We start from the raw sequence: 20,294 nt of genomic DNA, 5'->3' as shown, positions 1-20,294 counted from the left end.
GACCTATCCGTTGGCATGGCTCACCTCCCGGTCACAGACGGGGCGACAGATATTTCGTGCAGCCGCACGCTTGGGGAGGGCGGGACGTGTGCATTCATCAGCTCAGTAGTACTCCCGCACATAGCCGAGCGCCTTCTCGAAGACGTCGTTGTCGCGGATCTTGAACTGGACGTAGAGCGTCCTGCGCAGCGCCTGCCGGACCTCCTGATCGCCTCGAATGGTCGACTGCCAGCCCTCGAAGCGGACAGCTCGAACAACCTCGTCGATTCGATTGACGACGTTCTCGACGATGATCGGGGTTTCCTCGCCCTTGAGGGCCTCGAATAGTTCAGTGAGCGCCGCCTTGCCCTGCTCCTCCCGGGGGACGTCGGCAGCGGCCTTCTCCGCGGCGACGGTGTCTCGGGCCAGTTCCAGGAGTTCGCGCAGGAAATCGAGGCTGGACTGCTGGATGTCGGCGTACTTCTCCCGGAGCGCGTTGAGTCGTTGGCCGAGCTCGATGAAGACGGGGTTGTTGAGGTGGCGCGCGATCCGGGCGGTGATGTGCTTCTCAACCTCCTCAATCGGGATGTCCTTGCGCTTTCCGGTCATCAGGTCCTCGATGGTCTGCGCATCCAGGACGATCGTTTCGGCGCCTTGCGGGATCTCGACCTCGACGTGCTCGTTGATCAGGTCGATCGTCTTCGCACCGAGAGCGTGCCACACCAGACGACCGGCGATATCGGACGGACGAACGGACTCGTAGACGTCGGTCAACCAACGGTAGTCATCGCGATACTGACCAAGCATCGGATCGGGACTGAGCGCCTCCCACAACTGCGAGACGACGCTGTACGCCAGACCGAATGCATCCTTGGCCTCGTCGTCCGCAATCGCCGACTGTGCTTGAACGAGTCCCGCGTAGCCGCCGACGGTCCGATCGACTCCGGGGAAGAACGCTAGAGCCGCGGCCATGGCCGGCGCGAGCTGTTTCTTCAGCTCCTCGATATTGGAGATCAGCTGCTGCACGGACTTCTCGTCGAAGGCCAGCGACTTGGCGACGTCGTCGAAGATGCCGAGGTAGTCGACGATCAACCCATGGGTTTTGTTGGGCGGGTAGACCCGGTTGGTGCGAGTGATCGCTTGAAGGAGCGTGTGCTCCTTGAGCGGTTTGTCGAGGTACTGGCAGTGCAAGATCGGGGCGTCGAAACCCGTCAGCAACTTCGCCGTGACGATGATGATTTTCAGCGGATCGGCCGGGTCGTTGAATCGCGCGACGACCTGCTCGAGCGCCTCCGCTCCCGGTGTCCACTGCGCCCAGTTCGGCGAGTCGCCGCGGGACTTCGACATCACAATCGTCGAGACGTCCGGGCCGAGGTGCTTGTCGAGCTCCTCCTTGTACGCAACACACGAGGCCTTGTCGTAAACGACGACCTGCGCCTTCAACCCCTGCGGCTCGACCTTGGAGCGGAAGTGGTCGGCGATGTCGGCAGCGATCTTCGCGATCCGTGACGGGGTCTTGATCAGAACCTCGATCGACGCGGCCTTCTTCGACAGCGTGATCTTGTCCGCCTCAGTCAGTCGCTCCTCAACTGCGAGTTCCTCGAACGCGGTGTCGATCGCCTCCTGGTCGATGTGCAGCTCCGACAAACGCGGCTCGAAGTGCAACGGCAGGGTGGCCCCGTCGCGGATGGAGTCGTGGAAGGAGTACCGGGACAGATAGCCGCCCTCGTCCTCGGGCGACCCGAACCACATGAACGTGTTGCGGTCGCGCTTGTTGATCGGCGTGCCGGTCAGGCCGAAGAGGAATGCATTCGGCAGTGCCTCGCGCATCTTCTGCCCGTAGTCGCCCTCCTGCGAACGGTGCGCCTCGTCGACCATCGCGATGATGTTGTGCCGGTCGTCCAGCACACCCGGCGCCTCACCGAACTTGTGGATCGTCGTGATGATGACCTTCCGCGCACCCTGGCTCAGCAACCTCTGCAACTGTGCGCGCGAGTCCGTAGATACGAGTCCTGGTACGTCGGAGGCATTGAAGGTGCCCGTGATCTGGGTGTCCAGGTCGATGCGGTCGACCACGATCAGGATGGTCGGGTTGGTTAGCGCGGTCATCGCACGCAGCTTGAGCGCTGTGAAGACCATGAGCAGTGACTTGCCCGACCCTTGGAAGTGCCAGATCAGCCCTTGCTTGATCTTGCCGAGCAACACCCGCTCGACGATCAGGTTCGTCGCCTGGAACTGCTGAAACCTGGCGATGATCTTGATCTTCTTGTGCTTCTTGTCGGTCGCGTAGATCGTGAAGAACCGGAGAAACTCCAGTACTGCGGCCGGCCTGAGGACCCCCTCGACCGCCTCTCCGACCGCGACCAACCCGACCTTGGCCGGGGCATCATCTTCGGTTGTCTCCTCGCGCCAGGGACCCCACAGCTCCACCGGCATCCCGACCGTGCCGTAGCGGAAGTCCTTGCCTTCGGTGGCGAAGGAGAACACGTTGGGCACGAAGAACTGCGGCACGCTCTGCTCGTAGTCGTCGTGGACCTGAGCTGCACCGTCGATCCACGTGTACGCCGCCCGAACCGGCGTCTTAGCCTCACCCACCACCAGCGGGAAGCCGTTGCACCACAACACCAGGTCGAAGCGCTTCTCGACGCGTCCCTGCTTGAAGGCAACTTCGGTCGAGATCACCCACTGGTTCGATGAGTCATCCTCGAGAGCATCGAAATTGATCAGCCGGACCGTCGTGTGCTCTCCGTTCGGGCCGAACGGCATCGACTTCTGCCCGGTCAGCCACGCCATGAACTCCTCATTCGCCACCACGGGATGCGGGCTCGTGCGGGCGGCGATCAGGATCGCACGGAGGTTGTAGATGACCTCATCGGCCTTGTCCGGGTCGGCAGCGATCTCCGGGTTCAGCCGGATGAGAGCGGCCTTCACCGGGCCCTCGAGCATCACCTCGTCAGTTCGGCGCGGGAGTTCGTTACCCGCTAGCCACTGGACGTCGACCGACCTCACCAGATCGCGCACGAAGTCTCGGACCGAGTTGGCCTCGTTGAACTGAGCCATCAGTTGCCTCCGAAGACTTCTCCGAGGATGGCCGAGCGCAAGCCAACAAGACCAGCGCCCTCCGCTTCCACACCGGACGCTGCTCTCCTGTTGCTCTCAACCAGAGTCTTGAGAACGGTTCTGTCATCTGGCCACGGCACCTCAACCTTCATGAGGTCGCTCTTGTTCAGCTTCCTGACGATCGTCGTGGTCTCCCGCGCCTCCATCCCCGCCCGCCCAAGCGGATGCGATAGGACTGCCTGCAATGTGTAGGCGTCGTCAGCCGAAAGTCCAACAATTGAGGTGATTTGCTGGTTCGAGATCCCGGGATTCTGGATGACGGCCGACTTGCCCATGTCGCCTCCGATACAGGCGACTGCGACCGAGTAGGGAGGAAGCATGCGCCCTGCATCCGCGCCCACATGACTGACTTTCTGGCGTGCAGGACGGATGGTGTCGCTGCCGTCGATCTCCGATGGCGTGTAGAACGGAACGTCCTCGCTCGCCCAGTACGCGCGGTTGGACTTCGAGGGCGTCGAGCCAGTGACACATTCACCGATGGCGCCGATGGGCCGCAAGTAGCCGGTCGACCAAATGTCGCGGAGCACGACTTCGAAGGCGTCCCGGGTTCGATGTGCAAGATCGTCGAGAGCCCGCCTACGGTGCTCGACAGCCCAGAAGAGGTCGGCGATGCGCTTCTGCTCGTCGGTGGGTGGTAGGTCGAACTCATACCGCTCAATGTCCGACCAGTTCACGTACGGGTTAACCGATCCCTTGGACTCCGAAATCGCGAACGCGTGAAACGGCTCGGCAGTCATGATGAACGGCAGGAACTCCTGTAGGAGAGCTCCCTCGTCCTTGGTCTCCACGACGAAGGTCGTGTTCGCGCAAAGACCATCGAAGTCGGCCACGGCCACCTTCCGCAGATACGTTCGGCGCGAGCCGTAGAGGACCTGACCCGGTCGGAACCGACGATGGAACGCCGGGCCTAGGTCGACCTTGCCGACGTCACCCCATCGGTGGATCTGCAGATCGTCGGTGTCCATGTGTTCGCCCGCGACATATCGCTCAACCGAGCCGTCCGACGGGTCGACTCTCTCCTTCGAGGCAGCCGCGATGTCACCCAGCGTGACGTGCTTCCACTTCGACTTGTCGAGGTTGAGGGTCATGCCGTCGCTCCACCGCGAAGCAAGGCGAGCACATCGTCGACGGCCGCCTCGGAAGCCTCGGCAGCCGCGCGCCAGTCGATGAGCGCCTCAGCAATGGTGATCTGCTCTCCCGAATCGGCACCCTTCGCGCCCGCAACGTACAAGGGGATCGCGAGGCTATAGGACTTGTCGGCGATCTGGTCGAGAGTTGCGACGGCCGCGAACCGGTCGATGTCGGCGAAGCCGCGGTAGGCGTCAAGGATCTTCCTCTGATGCGACTCCCTCAGGAATGACTTGGCCTGCTCGCGGGCGACCTCGTCGACGGCGTTGATGAGCAGCACCCTGCCCTTTCGTTCGGGCGGCTTGTTGGCACGAAGGACGACCACGGTCGCCGGCATTGGCGAGTTGTAGAACAGTCCCTCTCCCATGCCAATGACGCACTCGACAATGTCAGACTTCACGAGCTCCCGGCGCAGCGCGGCTTCGTCCTTGCGAAAGAGCACGCCGTGCGGGAACAGGATGGCTGCTCGTCCCGTGTTGGAGTCGAGGCTCTTGGCGATGTGCTGGAAGAACGCGTAATCCGCGCGGCCCTGGGGCGGCACACCCCAGAGGTTGCGGCCGTAGGGATCGTTGGTGAAGGCGTCACGGTTCCAGGTCTTGATGGAGTAGGGCGGGTTGGCCAGCACGACGTCGAAGGTCTGCAAGCGTCCCTTGGCGTCGTGGAATGCAGGCCGCGACAAGGTGTCGCCGTGGGCAATGTGACCGTCGGTAACCCCATGCAGGAACAGGTTCATCCGCGCAATGGCCGACGTCCCGTAGTTGAGCTCCTGGCCGTAGAGGCGCAGGTTGCGCCACTCCTTGCCCTGTCGCTTGACCTCGGCAGCGGTGGAGATGAGCATGCCACCGGTGCCGCAGGTCGGATCGTAGACGGACTCCCCCGGCTGCGGCTCCAACATGAGCGTCATCAGGTGCACGAGGGTGCGGTTGGTGTAGAACTCCTGCGCCGTGTGACCGGAATCGTCGGCAAACTTCTTGATCAGGAACTCATACCCGTTGCCCAGCTCGTCCTCGGGAAGGTTCGCGATCGATAGCGTCTCGGTCGAGAAGTGCTCGATGAGGTCGCTCAGCGTCGAGTCGGGCAACAGGTTCTTGTTGCCCCAATCGCCGTCCCCGAACACTCCCGGAAGAGTGTCGGGGTTCGCGGACTCGATCGCGCGCATGGCCTTGAGTGCCGTACTGCCGATGTCCCTGGTGGCAGCGCGAATGTCGTCCCAATGACAACCGTCGGGAATGGCGAAGCGGTGATTCTCTGGGAGGTCGGCGAGTTCCTCGTCCCCATACACCTCCAGCGCAGCGGCGTGCTCCTCGTCGTAGACGTCGGAGATCCGCTTTAGAAAGACCAGCGGAAAGATGTACTGCTTGTAGTCGCCAGCGTCGATCAGGCCGCGCAGGACCACAGCTGCACCCCATAGGTAGGCCTCCAGCTCACGCTGGGTGATCCGTGCACTCATGCCGACAGCCCCCACTTCGCCAGCTCTGCCTCCAGGACCCAGCGGGTGTCCGCGGCCCTGGCACCGGCCGCTTCGAGGTCGGCGAGCGCCTGCTCGAGCGTCAGCTTCTCGCCGATGTCTGCGGGGGCAACGTAGAGCGGGATGTTGAGGTTGTAGCTATTTCCGGCGATCTCGTCGAGGTCGACGACGCGCGAGAGGCCGTCGATGTCGTCGGACTTCTCGTAAGCGTCAAGGAGCTGCTGAGCGTGCTTGGGCTCCAGGGTGTTCTGGTTGCGCCCCTTCTTGAGCAGGCTCTCTCCGTTGATGAAGAGGACCTTGCCCTTCTCGTCGGGCTGCTTCTGGGGTCGCAGGACCAGGACACAGGCCGCCAGGCCGGTTCCGTAGAACAGATTGGGTGCAAGTCCGATCACGGCGTCGACGACATCCGACTTAAGGATGTGAGTGCGAATCCGAGCCTCCGCACCCTGACGGAAGAGTGCGCCCTGGGGCAGGACGACGGCGACGCGGCCGGTCGTAGGGCGTGCGGAGGTGAGCATGTGCTGGACCCAGGCCCAGTCGGCGTATCCCTTCGGCGGGACGCCACCGAGGGCGTTGCGCCCCCACTTGTCGGATCCCCACTCGGTCTCACCCCAGTTCTTCAAGGAGAACGGCGGGTTGGCGACGACACAGTCGAACTGCGCGAGGCGATTGCCGGTGTAGAAGGCGGGGCTACGCAGGGTGTCCTCGCGGATGATCTTGAAGTCCTCGACGCCGTGGAGCAGGAGGTTCATCCGGGCGATGCCCGAGGTGGCGAGCACCTTCTCCTGGCCGTACAGCTTGCCCCACAGCGTCTTGGGGCTGCCGCCGGCGGCCTTGACGTGCTCGATGACCTCGATGAGCATGCCGCCAGTGCCGCACGCCGGGTCGTAGACGCTCTCACCCTCGATCGGGTTGAGGATGTTGATGAGCAAACCGACGACCGAGCGGGGGGTGTAATACTCGCCAGCCTTCTTGTTCGACTGGTCGGCGAAGCGCTTGATGAGGTATTCATACGCGTTGCCGAACACGTCGGGGGCCACGTTCGCGTTGGAGAGTGTCTTGCTCGAGAAGTGCTCGATCAGGTCGGCGAGCTTCCGGTCGGGCAGCTTGTCCTTGTTGGTCCAGTTGGCGTTGCCGAAGATGCCGTAGAGCGTCTCAGGGTTGGCCTTCTCGATCTCGCGGAACGCCGTCTGCAGCGCGCTGCCGATGTTTTCAGTGTGGTTTCGTATGTCGTCCCACAGGTTGCCATCAGGAATGGCGAAGCGGTGATTCTCGGCGAAGGCCGCGAACTCGTGGTCGCCGCCGGACTCCTCCAGCGCCTGGGCGAACTCCTCCAGGTAGACGTCGCTGATCCGCTTGAAGAACATCAGCGGAAAGATGTACGCCTTGAAGTCGGCCTGGTCGATGCTGCCGCGGAGAATGTCGGCGGCCTTGGCAAGGTACTGCTGCAGCTCGGGCAGGGTAAGGCGGTCGGTCACTTGGCTCCCTCAGAGTCGTTCAGGCCATCTTGGTCGGTCGTTCCGACAGAAATGTCTGGATTCGCGAGTCGTGCGTTGTAGCGGACGGCGTCCAGGAGGGCGGTTCCCACGGCGCTTGCCTCCTCGGCCATATCGGCCGAGTGCTCGTGGAGCAGTTGGATCGAGAGAACCGCAAGTTGAATGTCACGCTGTTCCGTCAGGGGAACGAGCGGGACCTCAAGGTCCTTGATCGATGCCCGCTGGATGGTGGTGCCGCCTTGGAATCTGTCGTTCCAGCTGCCAGAGAGCGCAATGGCGAGATACCCCGGAGACAGCACTTCCCGGTCCAGCACTCGGAGTCGATAGACCCCTGTTGACGGCAGGTGTCCACCGGCCTCGTCTACTCGGGCGCGGATGGTGTTCATCGTCGTCACCAGGACGTCGCCCTCCCAGGTCAGTTCGGGGTAGTCGTCGTATTCGGTGTCGATACCAAGTTCACGCAGCGTGCCGTCGCGCACGTCCGAGGCTGTGGCGATGCGCTCGCGAAGCTCTTCAGGCGCGTCCTCATAGCGGTCCTTGGGGCGGCCCATGCGCATGTCAAGCACCCCTTGGTCGACCAGTTCGCTCACGGTCATGACCCGCGACTTCGAGAAACTCGCGAAGTGCTCAAACGACTTGAGGACGTTCTGCAGTTTCCTCATGGTGTCGGTGATCGCGGACCAACCCTGTCGGTAGGCGTCGGCAACGTCGCTCGGCTCACGTTCCGTGCGGTCCACCCAACGGTGAGGCGTGAGAAGCGACTCCGCGGCTAGGACGTCGGTGATCGCGACCACCGCGTGAGGGACGCTCTCGCGCGCATTCGCGTCCGTCAGCCAGGTGGCGACGTTGTGCTCGGGCGAGACCGTCTCGGCTGCGTCGATGAAGAGAACGCTCTCGATCGCCGCCTCCGGGACGGGGCGGCGGAGCACCCACAGCGCCAACGGGATTGACGTGTGTGGCAAGAGCTTGCCAGGGAGGCCCACGATGGCCTCGACGCAACCGTGCTTCACGAGTTCGGCACGGATCCGGCCTTCCTCACCGCTGCGGAAGAGCGTCCCCGCCGGGCTCAACACGTAGGCACGCCCGTCATCCGCGAGGTGCGCAATCGTGTGTTGGAGCCAGGCCGTGTCTGCCGATGACCGGGGTGGCGTACCGAAGTCGAAGCGTGCGTCAGTGAGGCGCGCCGTGCCTTCGAGCCGAACGCCGAACGGTGGCTCGAGCACGATCACGTCGGCACGAAGTGTCGGATCGATGTCTTCAGCGAGAACGTTCGTTAGCGCAAGGTCGAGGTCAACACCGTGAAGCTCGGCGCGCTGCGATGCGATGCGAAGGGCCCGCGGGTTGATGTCATGACCGACCATTCGTGCTGGTCTGGCTCCGAGCTTGACCGCATCCAGAAGCGCTGCGGCGATGCCGCAAGCTGGGTCATACAAGACGCCCCCGTGCAGCGTCGAAGCGAGGTTGGCCAACAGCGTCGTCGTGCGGGATCCAACGAACCCTAAGTCGGCCCCCATCTTGCCCTGCGAGCGTGCGAGCCGCTCCAGGGCGAAGTCGGCAATCTCCCCGAGGTCAGTGCGGTCCGTCTTCTCGATGACATGGACGACCCGCTCCAAGATGTCTGCCGGTATACGCTCATCGTCGAAGTCGACGTGACCGCCTTCCGTGCGCGAAGTCGCCACTGTCAGAACTAACTCCGCGATCTCCTCTGCTGGCAGAGACCCTCGCAGCAGATTGAGCGCCGCCCAGACCTCCATGGCGTCAGCTCGTGGCTCCTCCACACGATGGGCCGTTGCGCGCTTTCCTGTGGCTTCGAGCCAGCCACTGACGTCGGAGAGCGAGAAGAGAGGCTTGGTGGCCGAGCCTGCCACGGGCTGGGGAAATGAGCCGTCGCGCTTGCGCCAGTTGCTTACCGCGCCACGCGACACGCCGGCTATGTCAGCAATGTCGCTCGGCGAGACGAGGCCTTCGTCCCTGTTCTGGATCACGCCGCTCCCCCGAAGCCCACACCGAGTCGATCGAAGAGGACCGTGCGCCGTGCCGCCAGCCGCAGACGCTTCGAGCAACGGCCGGGATGTCCCACAACCGTGACCTCGACACCAGCGGACCCAAGGTCGGCGACCGCCTCGGCGAAGATGCCGTCGCCTGACACGAGCACCACCTCGTCAAACCGCTCCGCGACCCGTTCCTCCGTGAGGACATCAAGCAAGGCGAGGTCTGCGCCGTTCTCGCCGGACCGGACAACGAGGCGAGGACCCGGCCAGCCGAGCCCGGTCGAAACGACCCCGACGTGACTCGTGCCGATTACGACATGCTCGGAACCGTTCAGCGCGGCCACCTCCTTGATTGAAAGACGTGCACGCACAGCCTGTTCGATCGCCAAGACGGCTCCTCCCACCACGTTCTCGATGTCCACAACCACGAGGCGACGTCCCCGCAGCGAGCGCTTCTTCTGCGGGAGCGCGGCCGCCATGTTTGTGAACATTACCCTACCTGTCTGTTGGTGTGAATCCGATTGTCGAACCCCATGAACCAAGGTAGTCCCCCGGAACCCCAGTGTCAAGTGTTGATCGGATTCACAGTTCACTCGCCTGGCTTTGCCATTCACGTCACGTCCAGTGCGTGTGAGGGCGAGCAGGCATGCACCCGGGCGCTGCGGTCAAAACCCTGCGGGGCCGTGACGCCTCTGCGGGGTCCGAGGGCAGTCGTCCCCGACGTCACCGGCATCGCTTTCGGGACCTGGTGTCACCTTCGGACAGTCCACTCCCTGCCTACCGGCCAGGGCCTCGGGTCCGATCCGGTCGGTGATCAAGCGACTCCAGGAGCTGCTGTCGGCTCTCGTGGGCGCCGGCTGAAAAAGCTGCCACGACTGGCGCGGGCCGCAGCTCGTTCCGAGCGATCGCGAGGAGTTCGGTGTTGATCGGGGTCGCGATGGGGACGTACCGCTCGCGGACGGGGCTCACCAGCTCGCCAGACGAATCGATGATCCGGGGCACCTTCACGCTGATGAAGTACAGCCGATCGGCGACACCCTGCTCGATGATCGCCGCGACCCGGGCGTCTGTCCGGATGAAGAGCTTGTCCAGGTCTCGGAGCGGCTCCGGCGTCGTGATTTCGTCGACGTGGACATGACGAAGTCGGCCGACTGCGTTGGCGGCTTCAGCAGCCGCCGATCCCCCGCTGCCGACCGGTCCGCCGACGTCTCTGGTCTCGTCAATGAGCTTCTTGTAGGTCTGCTCCCGGTCGAGCCACTTCTCGATCAGGTCGGGCGCAACGTTGGGTGCGCGACGAGCCGCCTCGTGCGACAGGATTCGCTGGCCGTCCATCACGCGGCGCAGGTTGAGCGCGTTCGGGAAACTGGCGAGGTGCACGAGCATGTTGTGCTCGGCCTGCAGTACTCCGCCAATCCCTGGTAGCGGGCCCCCGTCGATCGTCGCCGGCGGAGGACGCCAGCCCTTGTGGTCCACCGAGTAGTCGGGTTCGTCGTATCCGGCGAAGACGCCGGCCGTCTGGGCGGCACGGTCGAGCCGACCGCGCTCGCGGATAGGGATCCAGCCGGGGATGTTCTCGTATCGCTTGTCTAGGACGACGAGAGCCCTCGCGACCTCGGCGGCGTCCCTCAGGACAGTGCTGGACTGCGCGGGCGTCAGTCGGCCGTGGTCCATGAGACCGCCGAAGTCGTGTTCGCCGAGTACGGCGGCCCTGGCGACCTGGCGCCAGCTCTCCACCATCGGGAACTCACGTGGTGTGGTCAGCTCGTGGAGCGGGGGCAGGCCGGCATTCGACGCCTTGATGGACTGGGCGAGTCGGTATCGCAGTTCCTCGGCCGGCCGGCGTGACCTCTCGGTGGTCCGTTCGAGATTGAGGCGAGGATTCGCGGCGACGACCGCATGCAGGCACCACGCGAGGGTCGCGTAGCGAAAGCGCTGGATCTGCTCGCCGAGCAGCGCACGCTGTTCAGCGGTGGTCGACTCGGGCACAGTGTGGATCCCTGGTCCGCCGAGTCGCTGCTGGATGCGGTGCTGGCGAAGCAGCGTGGTCAGCTCGGACCGAAGTTGGTGGCCGTTCTCGCCGTACGTCATTGCCGGTCCAGCGCTCGGGCGTCCTCCAGCCTGGCGAGGACGAGCTCGACCTGGAGCCCGTCGACGCCGTGCTTGACGAGCTCCTCTATGGCGGCCTCGGCGACGGCGTAGAGGACGTCGCGCTTGTCGACAAGGACCTCGGTGAGCGGGGGGAACTCTCCGCCATGGATCGTGTCGAGCTCGAGGAGGACGTGTTCGTACTCCACGGAGGCGTCGAACGTATGGGCGTTGTCGGCGAGGGCGGCGACGTAAGAGCGGGCCTCGGCGAGCGTGACTGCGTGCGAGAGCAGCATCAGGGTTTCCCTTCGTGAGCGGCGCCCGGGTGGGTGCCATCGGGCTCAAGGTGGCCGGATTGCGCCGTCGCCCGGGCGGCCGCGGCCGGATCTGTGGATGACGCGTCGAGAAGCCGGGGAGATGCAGCTCCGGCGAGATGGACGTACCGGCGCCCGTGGGCCCGGGTGATGCCGGCCAGCTCGAACGCCTCGTTGCGCGAAAGCCCTTCGCCGACGAGCCGCAGAAGGACGTGACCGACCTCGAACTCGATCGCCGCCACCGCCTCTTGTGCCACCGCGAGCGCCTTGAGCCGCCGACGGACCAGACGAGCGGCCTCACTCATGCGGGACCGTCGGGCGATGCCGACCGGACTGCGCTCATCCAGCCGCTGGATCAGCCGAGCGAGGCGAGCGTCCAACTCCCGGCGCCTCGCCCGAAGCGCCTTCGTTGTCTCGATTCCCATGTGCGCCTCGCGTTCGTAGTTCCCGCTACGAACTGCAAGCACGTGAACTCTTGCGAATGGACAGGCCAGCGGCTCACACCTGTCGAGAACTTCTTCCTTGGCTCACCGAGGGGCTCAGAGGCCGCTCACACAGCCCATGGCTTGGGTGCCACACCCCGTGCACGCTGTGAGGCCGGCTCACCGAGGGAAGGCGGCGATGAGGTCGAGCACAGCCAGCACTTCCGGGGCGTGCTTCCACATCCCGGAACAGAGAAGCGCCAGCGGAGCCGACCGGCTCACACGCTGCCACTGACCGCTCAACCAACCGAAGGAGACCCGATGAGCGACTCGCAGTTCGTCCGCCTGGACCCCAGCACGATCAAGATCGGCGCGAACGTCCGCACCGACCTGCACGCAGACGCCAAGGAGTTCGCCCGCTCGATCAAAGAGCGCGGCGTGCTGGAGCCGGTGACCGTCTACCTTGACGACGACGGCGGGTATGTCGTTCTGCGCGGCCAGCGGCGCACCGTCGTCGCGGCAGAGGTCGGACTCTCCGAGATTCCAGCGCAGGTCATCGCCAAGCCCGACGAGGCCGACCGGATCACCGACCAGATGGTCGAGAACCTCCACCGCGCGGGCATGCGCGACGGCGAGATCGTCAACGGCGTCGAGCAGCTCGCGCTCGTCGGCATCAGCGCTGCCCAGATCGCGAAGCGGGCCGCACTCCCCCGCGAGCGGGTCAACGCCGCCCTGTCTGTGGCCGACAAGGAACAGACCCGCGCCCGGGTCGTCGCTGGTGACCTGACGCTCGACGAGGCGGCGATCTTCGCGGAGTTCGAGCACGACGCCCAGGCCGTCGAGCAACTCGAGCGCGCCAAGCAGTTCGGCCGACCGCTCTCCCACACCGCCCAGCGCCTGCGCGACGATGCCCGGGAGCGCGCCGTACTCTTCGCCGAGGTTGATCGCCTCCGCGCCGAGGGGCTACCCATGCTCGACCCCGACGAGGTGCGCGACGTCCACCGATTCCGGCTGTCGGACCACGTCCGCGCCGCCGACGGAGAGCCGGTCCCCGAGGACGAGTGGCCCAACCTGCCCGGCGCTGCCGTCGTGGTGGTCAGAGAGTGGGAGTACCCCGAGACCGGCGACGACAGCGACGAGGACGACGCGGAGCCGGTGCAGGTGTTCACCCCCGTGTGGATCTGCCGCGACCCCGAGGCCGCCGGACTCGTCCAGCGCTGGACCTACCTCACCGGCACGCGCATGGCCGATGCCAGCGAGGATGCCCACGAGGCTGCGGCCGAGGCCGCACGCGAGGAGCGCCGCCTCGTCATCGCGAACAACAAGGCCTGGACCAGCGCCGAGGTCGTCCGCCGCGACTGGCTGCGCCAGTTCCTCACCCGCAAGACCCCGCCGCAGGGAGCCGAGGCCCTGATCTGCGAGGCCGTCGTCGGAGGTCAGTTCACGCTCACCAAGGCGATGGACGCCGCCCACCCGACGTTGCGCGAACTCCTCGGACTCGACACCGCGTCGGTGTACGGCGGCGGCCGTCAGGCAGCCGAGGGGCTCGCCGACCAGCAGGCCACACCGAAGGCCGCGACCATGACAACGCTCGCGGCCGTCGTCACCGCGTGGGAGGACAGCACCGGCAAGCACACGTGGCGCAACCCGAACTCCTGGGATGCCCGCGTCCTGGGCGCACTGGCGAAGTGGGGCTACCAGCCCAGCGAGGTCGAGAGCCTCCTCCTCGCCGCCGCAACCACCCACGACCAGCCGACCGACGACCAGTCGGTCGCCGTCTGACCCGGAAGGAGCCACGACCATGGCACATCAGATCGAGACCAACGGCTGCGAGGCCGCCGCCATCTTCGCCCGCACGGACCCGTGGCACCGGCTCGGCACGACGGTGCGAGACCGGGCGTTCACCGCCGAGGAAGCGATGACACTCGGGCACCTGGGCGGCTGGCGAGTCCGTAAGGCGCCTCTGATCGCCCACGAGGTCACCGCCGAGGGCGTGACCACCATCGACGCGCCCGGCTACGCCACCGTGCGCGACAACCCGTTCACCGGCGGCGCCGAAGCGCTCGGCGTCGTCGGAACGGCCTACGAGCCGCTGCAGAACGAGGACCACGCCGAGTTCCTCAACAACCTGGCCGACCAGTCCGGCGCGGTCTTCGACACCGCCGGATCGCTGCGAGGTGGGCGGCATGTGTTCATCACCATGCAGTTGCCGGAGTCGCTCACGATTGGCGGGACCGACGCCGTCGATCTCAACATCGCGGCCCTCAACAGCCACGACGGCTCGGGTGCCTTCCGCATCCTCGTGACTCCGGTTCGTGTGGTCTGCGCCAACACCCAGGCCGCCGCGCTCGCCGCCTACGCGTCGAGCTTCTCCATTCGGCACACCCGCAACGCCAAGGCGGCCGTCGCGGCAGCGCGTGACGCGCTGGGGCTGACGTTCTCCTACGTCGAGGCGTTCGAGGCTGAGGCCGAGCGGCTGATCCAGACGACGCTCACCGACGGAGAGTTCGACGCCCTCATTGAGGCGACCTTCGGACCACTCGACCCAGACGCGAGCGAGCGCACCAAGCAGGCCGACGCCGACCGGCAGGAAGTTCTGACGTTCCTCTTCCACGACGCCGAGACCCAGGCCGGCATCCGGGGAACGGCGTGGGCCGGCTACCAGGCGGTGGCCGAGTACGTCGACCACTACGCCCCCGTGCGCGCCAAGCAGGACGCCCCGACGGCTCGAGCCAGCCGCCTTCTGACCTCCGACGCCCCCACGAAGACCAAGCACCGCGCCTGGTCGACCCTCACCGCCGCCTGACCGCCTCCCGCTCGACCTCCTCGCCTCACCCTCCGACGGAACAGCACGGCCACACACCCTTTGCACCGAGCTGATCGGCGGGTGTCCACTCGCCCGCGTCAGCGCGCTTGAAGGGCCGTGATGAGTCTGCGGAAGCTGACCGCGGGTGACGGCTACAGCTACCTCACCCGACAGGTGGCCGCCCACGACAGCACCGAGAAGGGCCACACCAGCCTCGCCGACTACTACGACGAGAAGGGCGAGTCGCCGGGCCGATGGATGGGCTCAGGTCTTGCCGGCCTCTCGATGACGCCGGGCGAAGCAGTGACGGCCACGCAGATGAAGTCCCTGTTCGGCCTCGGCATGCACCCCAACGCCGGCGCCCTCGAGGAGCAGATCGCCGAGCGTGGCGGGACCCGCACCGAGGTCGAGTCGGCGATCGCGCTCGGCAAGAAGTTCCTGGTCCACAACACGTCGTCCGTCTTCAACGTCCGCGTCGCCCAGGCCTTCACGACATACAACCGCGAGCACCGGCAGAAGTGGAACGCCCCCCTCCGGCCTGAGGAGCGCGCGCGGATCCGGACCGACATCGGCATCCGGATGTTCGTCGAGGAGCACGACCGAGCGCCGCAGGACGCACGCGAACTCTCCGGATTCATCGCCAAGGCCTCACGCCAGGCGACCAGCGCCGTCGCCGGATTCGACCTGACGTTCTCGCCCGTAAAATCGGTCTCCGCGCTTTGGGCGTTGGCGCCCCGCGACGTCGCCAGCGACATCCGAGCGGCCCACGACGCAGCCGTCGCCGACACCCTCTCCTGGCTGGAGCGCGAAGTGGCACACACGCGGGTCGGCCGAGGCGGCGTCCGGCAGGTGAAGGTGCGCGGACTGGTTGCGGCTGCCTTCACACACCGCGATAGCCGCGCCGGAGACCCGGACCTGCACACCCATGTCGCCGTGAGCAACAAGGTCCAGGCCGAGGACGGTCGCTGGCTCGCACTCGACGGCAGGCTCCTCTACGCCGCCAAGGTCGCCGCGTCGGAGCACTACAACACCCGGATCGAGGCGGAGCTCGTCGGCCGGCTCGGCGTCGAGTTCGTCGAACGGGCTGGGTCCACCACCGGCAGACTGCCGGTCCGCGAGATCCGCGGAGTCAGCACCACACTCACCCGTTGGTGGTCCCGTCGCCGCGTCGCCATCGAGGCTCGTCAGGCAGAGATCGCCGCCGAGTTCCAGCAACGCTTCGGCCGCCCTCCCACGGCCATCGAGGCCAAGTCACTCGCCGACCAGGCAACGCTCGAGACCCGCGACGCCAAGCACGGCCACCGTAGCGAGCGCGACCAGCGAGCGACCTGGCGTGCAGAGGCCGACGACGTCATGGGCGACCCCGCCGAGGTCGACGAGATGTACGCGCATGCGATCAACAGAGGCAACGCCGGCAGGGCCCTCACCCGTGAGTGGGTCGAGGACGCCGCCGCCTCGACCATCGTGGCTGTCGAGGAATCCCGAGCGACCTGGAACGTCTGGCACCTCGTTGCCGAGGCCCAGCGTCAGTCACGCCGGTCCGGGATCGCTCGTGAGGAAGTGGACCAAGCGGTCCGCGAGGTCGTTGAGGCCGCGATCTCCCGCTCCGTCCGGCTCGGCGTCGACGACCCGGTTGCCGAGCCTGCCCAGCTCCGTCGCCCCGACGGCGCGAGCGTTTTCGACGTCCACGGCGCAACCCTCTACACGTCGGCGAAGGTCCTCAGCGCCGAGAACGAACTCCTCGCGCTCGCCGCACGATCCGGTGGCCACGCGCTGGCCGACGTACGGGTCGAGGTAGCCGTCGCCGCGTCCGCAGCCAATGGCTTCGAGCTCAACGACGCCCAAGTCGCGATGATCCGCGACCTCGCGACCTCAGGAGCTTTCGTCCAGCTCGCCCTCGCTCCTGCCGGGACTGGCAAGACCACAACGATGAGTGTCCTCGCGGACGCCTGGACCGAGGGCGGCGGTCACGTGATCGGCCTCGCGCCCTCAGCCCAAGCTGCCCACGAACTCGGCCAGGCCATCACCGGTCACACCGACACCCTTGCCAAGCTGACCTGGACTCTCGCCAATGAATCGGCAGCGGAGTGGCCGCGCTGGATCCGCGAGATAGGCCCGAGTTCGATGGTCATCATCGACGAGGCCGGCCAGGCAGCCACCCTTGAACTGACGGCCGCGGTCCGATACGTCGCAGGGCGTGGTGGCGTCGTACGCCTGGTCGGCGACGACCAGCAGCTCGCCGCCGTCGGCGCGGGCGGGATCCTGCGCGACATCCAGCAGGAGTTCGGCGCCTCCACTCTCTCCGAAGTACGGCGCTTCGACGACCCGGCGGAGGCAGCGGCCACCCTCGCCATGCGCGAGGGCGATGCGGGTGCGCTCGGGTTCTACGCCGACGGCGCACGCATCCACGTCGGCGATCTCGGCTCCGTCGCTGACCAGGCGTACGACGCGTGGTCGGCCGACCGCGCAGCAGGGCTCGACGCCGTACTCCTCGCACCGACCCGCGACCTCGTCAGCCGGCTCAACGCACGGGCACGGGTAGACCGACGCTCGACGACACCGATAGAAGACGATCTGGAAGTCGATCTCGCCGACGGCAATCGCGCGTCGGCCGGGGATGTCATCGTGACTCGCCGCAACAGCCGCCGACTCGTGATCTCGCGCAGCAACTGGGTCAAGAACGGCGACCGCTGGCGGGTCGAGCAAGTTCTCGCAGGCGGCTCCCTCGTCGCGCGGCACGTGGAACTCGGACGCTCCGTCGAGCTGCCCGCCGACTACGTCGCCGAGCACGTCCAGCTCGGATACGCCACCACCGTCCACGGCGCCCAAGGCATGACCGCCGACACGGCTCACCTCGTCGCGACCGGTGAGGAGACGCGCCAGACGCTCTACGTCGGCGTCTCGCGCGGCCGTCAGGCGAATCACATCTATCTCGCTACCGGCTTCGACGGTGACCCGCACAGCCTCATCGATCCGAGGGCGCTCCGCCCGCCGACCGCGATCGACGTCCTGGCGGAGATCCTCGAGCGCGACGGATCGGACCGCTCCGCCACGACCACGCAGCGGGAGGCAGCGTCCTGCGCGACTCAGCTGCACGACGCGGTCACGCGTTACCACGATGCGCTGGGGTTCGCGGCCGAGGAGGCACTCGACGCCGACACCCTCACGAGCGTCGACCGGGACGCCGAAGCGATCTGGCCGGGCCTCACAGCCGAACCGGCGTACCCCACTCTGCGCGCGCATCTGGCGCTTCGTGCTCTGGACGGTGAGGATCCTGTCGTCGCGATGCTCGACGTCGCTGACACCCGGGAGCTGGGTACATCCAACGACCGGGCCGCCGTGCTCGACTGGCGTCTCGGAGGGTCGGCAACCGAGGGACCTCTCCCCTGGCTCGACTCCATCCCGAGCCAGTTGGCGGGGCACCCGACCTGGGGGCCGTACCTTCACGACCGCGCCGACCGGATCACAGGCCTCGCTGCGTCGGTTCGAGGGGAAGCCGAAGCCTGGGCGTCGGCCGACGCTCCGGCGTGGGCGTCAGGGCTCACCGCGGGCGAGGACGCCGTGCTTCGCGGAGACCTCTCGGTCTGGCGAGCCGCCTTCGCCGTGCCCGAGGACGACGATCGTCCGACCGGCCCAGTGCAGTCGGGATCGTCGACGACTCCGTACCAGCGAGACCTCGACCGCCGCGCAAAGGCAGTGCTCGGTGTTCACCGCGCCAACGAGAATCTGACCGAACTCCTGCCCGACGAGGTCCAGTCCGACGCTGGATTCGCCCGTCTGTCCGAGCGCCTCGGCGCCCTCCAAGCAGCCGGGCTCGACGTCCGCTCGCTGCTCGACAGGGCTGTGAACGTCGGCCACCCGCTCCCCGACGAACGCGCCGCGGACGCGCTCTGGTGGCGCATCGTCCGGCACCTCGGTCCCGCCGCCCTCCGTGCGTCGGCAAACCAGTCCCACACGCTCCGCCCGGCCTGGTCGACGTACCTGCGTGAGCGACTTGGTGAAGCTGTCGGCGAGCGGGTGATGGCCGATGCGATGTGGCCGGCGCTCGTCGCCGCCGTGCATGCTCGTCCCGCTGAATGGACATCCGAGCAGTTGCTCGAAGCCGCCACGTCGGGCGGATCCGACGTTCGTCCTGAAGACCTCTGCTCGGCCCTGGTGTGGCGCATCGCGACGATGACGGACGCGCCCTTCGACGAGCCGGAGCCATTCGAACCGGACTTCGCTCCCGTCGATTCAACGCCGTCCGATCCGGTCCAGAGGCTCGTGGGTCAGAGCACGCCCGCCGCCCGGATTGTCGAGCTCAACGATTGGGCGTTTGACCACTACTCCTCGATGTTCGATAGGTCGTGGGCGCCGGATTACCTCCGCGAGCGGCTGGGAACCGACCTCACCGAGGACGAGCGGTTCGTGGTCGGCTACGCACCCCCAGGACCGACGAGCCTGGTGCACCACCTGACGGCTCGCGGGGCGTCGATCGAGGAAGTGGTCGACGCCGGCCTCGCCCGCGAGACAGAGCGCGGCCGACTGGTCGACTCGTTCCGGGACCGCCTCGTGTTCCCTATCTATTCCGGCCGCGACCTGGTCGGGTTCATCGGCCGACGCAACCCGACCAAGGATGCTCATGAGTTCGCCGGGCCGAAGTACCTCAACACGCTAGGGACGGCCGTCTTCAACAAGGGCGAGCAGCTGTATGGCCTCACCGAAGGTGCCACCGACCTCGCAGCAGGAGGCGCACCGGTCCTGGTCGAGGGCCCGATGGACGCCATCGCCGTCACCATCGCGTCACGGGGTGAGTACGTCGGTATCGCGCCCTTGGGAACGGCCTTCACCGAGTCGCAGGCAGCGAAACTGAAGCCGTACCTACGCGACGATCCCGACCGGCTCGTCATCGCCACCGACCCGGACTCAGCGGGGTGGCACGCTGCCCAGCGTGCGTTCTGGCGGCTCGCCGCACTACGCGCGAACCCGAGGCACTTGGCGCTACCAGCAGGCATCGACCCGGCGGACATCCTGCGAACAGAGGGATCCGAGGCCCTCGCCGAGCGCCTCGCCACCTCCACCGGGTACGCCCAACTGCTCATCGAGTGCCTTGTTGAAGAGCGACTTCCAGCCCACTCTGACGCCTTCTCGCGAGTTGATCTCGGCCGAAAGCTCGCGAGGATCATCGGTGCGCTTCCCCCCGAAGAGTGGATGGAGAACGTCCAGCATCTGGCAGAACGTCTCGACCTGTCGCTGGCGACCATGTACGAGGAAGTCCTCGAGGCAGGCACGAAGTGGACCGATGAACCTCAAGCCTGCGTCGCGCGCGAACTCGCGATGGTACGGCCGTCTGCGCCGGCGATTACCCGGGCTCGCGCAGCCGAAGGCATTCGCGGAACCGGCGCAATCCACGAACTCGACTCGCCGTTCGTCGCCCCACGGACCAGCTTGCACGTCAGCATGTAGTCACCATCGCCTTTCATTGCGTCGGACGTCGCCAATACGC

12 protein-coding genes are annotated in these 20,294 nt (G+C 66.3%); 3 read left to right on the top strand and 9 right to left on the bottom strand.

Translation table 11 applies throughout. The features are described 5' to 3' along the window. Nucleotides 1–102: 102 nt before the first annotated feature. The 9 genes from ENKNEFLB_RS07995 to ENKNEFLB_RS07955 all read right to left on the bottom strand — a co-directional run bounded on the left by ENKNEFLB_RS07995 (nt 103) and on the right by ENKNEFLB_RS07955 (nt 11,886). Nucleotides 103–3,039 carry a type I restriction endonuclease subunit R gene (locus ENKNEFLB_RS07995; RefSeq protein WP_214058707.1) on the bottom strand — a complete coding sequence of 979 codons (2,937 nt, stop codon included), beginning with the start codon at nt 3,037–3,039 and terminating at the stop codon, nt 103–105. Beyond that, nucleotides 3,039–4,187: a restriction endonuclease subunit S gene (locus ENKNEFLB_RS07990; RefSeq protein WP_214058706.1), complete on the bottom strand. Its 1,149-nt coding sequence runs from the start codon at nt 4,185–4,187 to the stop codon at nt 3,039–3,041. Before ENKNEFLB_RS07990 ends, ENKNEFLB_RS07995 begins: the two co-directional genes overlap by 1 nt. Next, entirely contained in the window at nt 4,184–5,677 is a 1,494-nt protein-coding gene (locus ENKNEFLB_RS07985; protein WP_214058705.1) for a type I restriction-modification system subunit M, read from the bottom strand. Before ENKNEFLB_RS07985 ends, ENKNEFLB_RS07990 begins: the two co-directional genes overlap by 4 nt. Continuing rightward, the gene (locus ENKNEFLB_RS07980) at nt 5,674–7,173 is read right to left on the bottom strand and encodes a type I restriction-modification system subunit M (RefSeq protein ID WP_214058704.1); all 1,500 of its coding nucleotides are present in this window, start codon (nt 7,171–7,173) and stop codon (nt 5,674–5,676) included. Before ENKNEFLB_RS07980 ends, ENKNEFLB_RS07985 begins: the two co-directional genes overlap by 4 nt. Next, the gene (locus ENKNEFLB_RS07975; protein WP_214058703.1) at nt 7,170–9,176 is read right to left on the bottom strand and encodes an N-6 DNA methylase; all 2,007 of its coding nucleotides are present in this window, start codon (nt 9,174–9,176) and stop codon (nt 7,170–7,172) included. Before ENKNEFLB_RS07975 ends, ENKNEFLB_RS07980 begins: the two co-directional genes overlap by 4 nt. Further along, a complete protein-coding gene (locus tag ENKNEFLB_RS07970; RefSeq protein ID WP_214058702.1) occupies nt 9,173–9,661 on the bottom strand; it encodes an NYN domain-containing protein in 489 nt (162 codons plus the stop codon). Before ENKNEFLB_RS07970 ends, ENKNEFLB_RS07975 begins: the two co-directional genes overlap by 4 nt. A gap of 298 nt (nt 9,662–9,959) precedes the next feature. Next, nucleotides 9,960–11,168, bottom strand: coding sequence for a hypothetical protein (locus ENKNEFLB_RS07965; protein WP_214058700.1), 1,209 nt, complete (start codon nt 11,166–11,168; stop codon nt 9,960–9,962). Between the two features lie 98 nt (nt 11,169–11,266). Beyond that, nucleotides 11,267–11,563, bottom strand: coding sequence for a hypothetical protein (locus ENKNEFLB_RS07960; RefSeq protein ID WP_214058699.1), 297 nt, complete (start codon nt 11,561–11,563; stop codon nt 11,267–11,269). After that, nucleotides 11,563–11,886 carry a hypothetical protein gene (locus tag ENKNEFLB_RS07955; protein WP_214058697.1) on the bottom strand — a complete coding sequence of 108 codons (324 nt, stop codon included), beginning with the start codon at nt 11,884–11,886 and terminating at the stop codon, nt 11,563–11,565. The genes ENKNEFLB_RS07960 and ENKNEFLB_RS07955 overlap by 1 nt, the downstream gene beginning before the upstream one ends. A gap of 438 nt (nt 11,887–12,324) precedes the next feature. Between ENKNEFLB_RS07955 and ENKNEFLB_RS07950 the strand changes: the two genes are divergently transcribed. From ENKNEFLB_RS07950 to mobF, 3 genes are all read left to right on the top strand, one after another. After that, nucleotides 12,325–13,785 carry a ParB/RepB/Spo0J family partition protein gene (locus ENKNEFLB_RS07950; RefSeq protein WP_214058695.1) on the top strand — a complete coding sequence of 487 codons (1,461 nt, stop codon included), beginning with the start codon at nt 12,325–12,327 and terminating at the stop codon, nt 13,783–13,785. A gap of 19 nt (nt 13,786–13,804) precedes the next feature. Further along, a complete protein-coding gene (locus ENKNEFLB_RS07945; protein ID WP_214058694.1) occupies nt 13,805–14,809 on the top strand; it encodes a DUF932 domain-containing protein in 1,005 nt (334 codons plus the stop codon). Between the two features lie 120 nt (nt 14,810–14,929). Beyond that, nucleotides 14,930–20,254: a MobF family relaxase gene (gene mobF / locus ENKNEFLB_RS07940; RefSeq protein WP_214058693.1), complete on the top strand. Its 5,325-nt coding sequence runs from the start codon at nt 14,930–14,932 to the stop codon at nt 20,252–20,254. Nucleotides 20,255–20,294: the final 40 nt, after the last annotated feature.

Origin of the sequence: Nocardioides aquaticus, assembly GCF_018459925.1 — a bacterium.
Lineage (GTDB): Bacteria > Actinomycetota > Actinomycetes > Propionibacteriales > Nocardioidaceae > Nocardioides > Nocardioides aquaticus.
Note: the sequence above shows the minus strand (reverse complement) of the source record. Positions and strands in the feature narration are given on the sequence as shown.

Excerpts from the sequence above, each read along its gene's own strand:
- ENKNEFLB_RS07995 (WP_214058707.1), bottom strand. The coding sequence starts at position 3,039 with ATGGCTCAGTTCAACGAGGCCAACTCGGTCCGAGACTTCGTGCGCGAT.
- ENKNEFLB_RS07990 (WP_214058706.1), bottom strand. The coding sequence starts at position 4,187 with ATGACCCTCAACCTCGACAAGTCGAAGTGGAAGCACGTCACGCTGGGT.
- ENKNEFLB_RS07985 (WP_214058705.1), bottom strand. The coding sequence starts at position 5,677 with ATGAGTGCACGGATCACCCAGCGTGAGCTGGAGGCCTACCTATGGGGT.
- ENKNEFLB_RS07970 (WP_214058702.1), bottom strand. The coding sequence starts at position 9,661 with ATGGCGGCCGCGCTCCCGCAGAAGAAGCGCTCGCTGCGGGGACGTCGC.
- ENKNEFLB_RS07960 (WP_214058699.1), bottom strand. The coding sequence starts at position 11,563 with ATGCTGCTCTCGCACGCAGTCACGCTCGCCGAGGCCCGCTCTTACGTC.
- ENKNEFLB_RS07955 (WP_214058697.1), bottom strand. The coding sequence starts at position 11,886 with ATGAGTGAGGCCGCTCGTCTGGTCCGTCGGCGGCTCAAGGCGCTCGCG.
- ENKNEFLB_RS07950 (WP_214058695.1), top strand. The coding sequence starts at position 12,325 with ATGAGCGACTCGCAGTTCGTCCGCCTGGACCCCAGCACGATCAAGATC.
- ENKNEFLB_RS07945 (WP_214058694.1), top strand. The coding sequence starts at position 13,805 with ATGGCACATCAGATCGAGACCAACGGCTGCGAGGCCGCCGCCATCTTC.
- mobF (WP_214058693.1), top strand. The coding sequence starts at position 14,930 with ATGAGTCTGCGGAAGCTGACCGCGGGTGACGGCTACAGCTACCTCACC.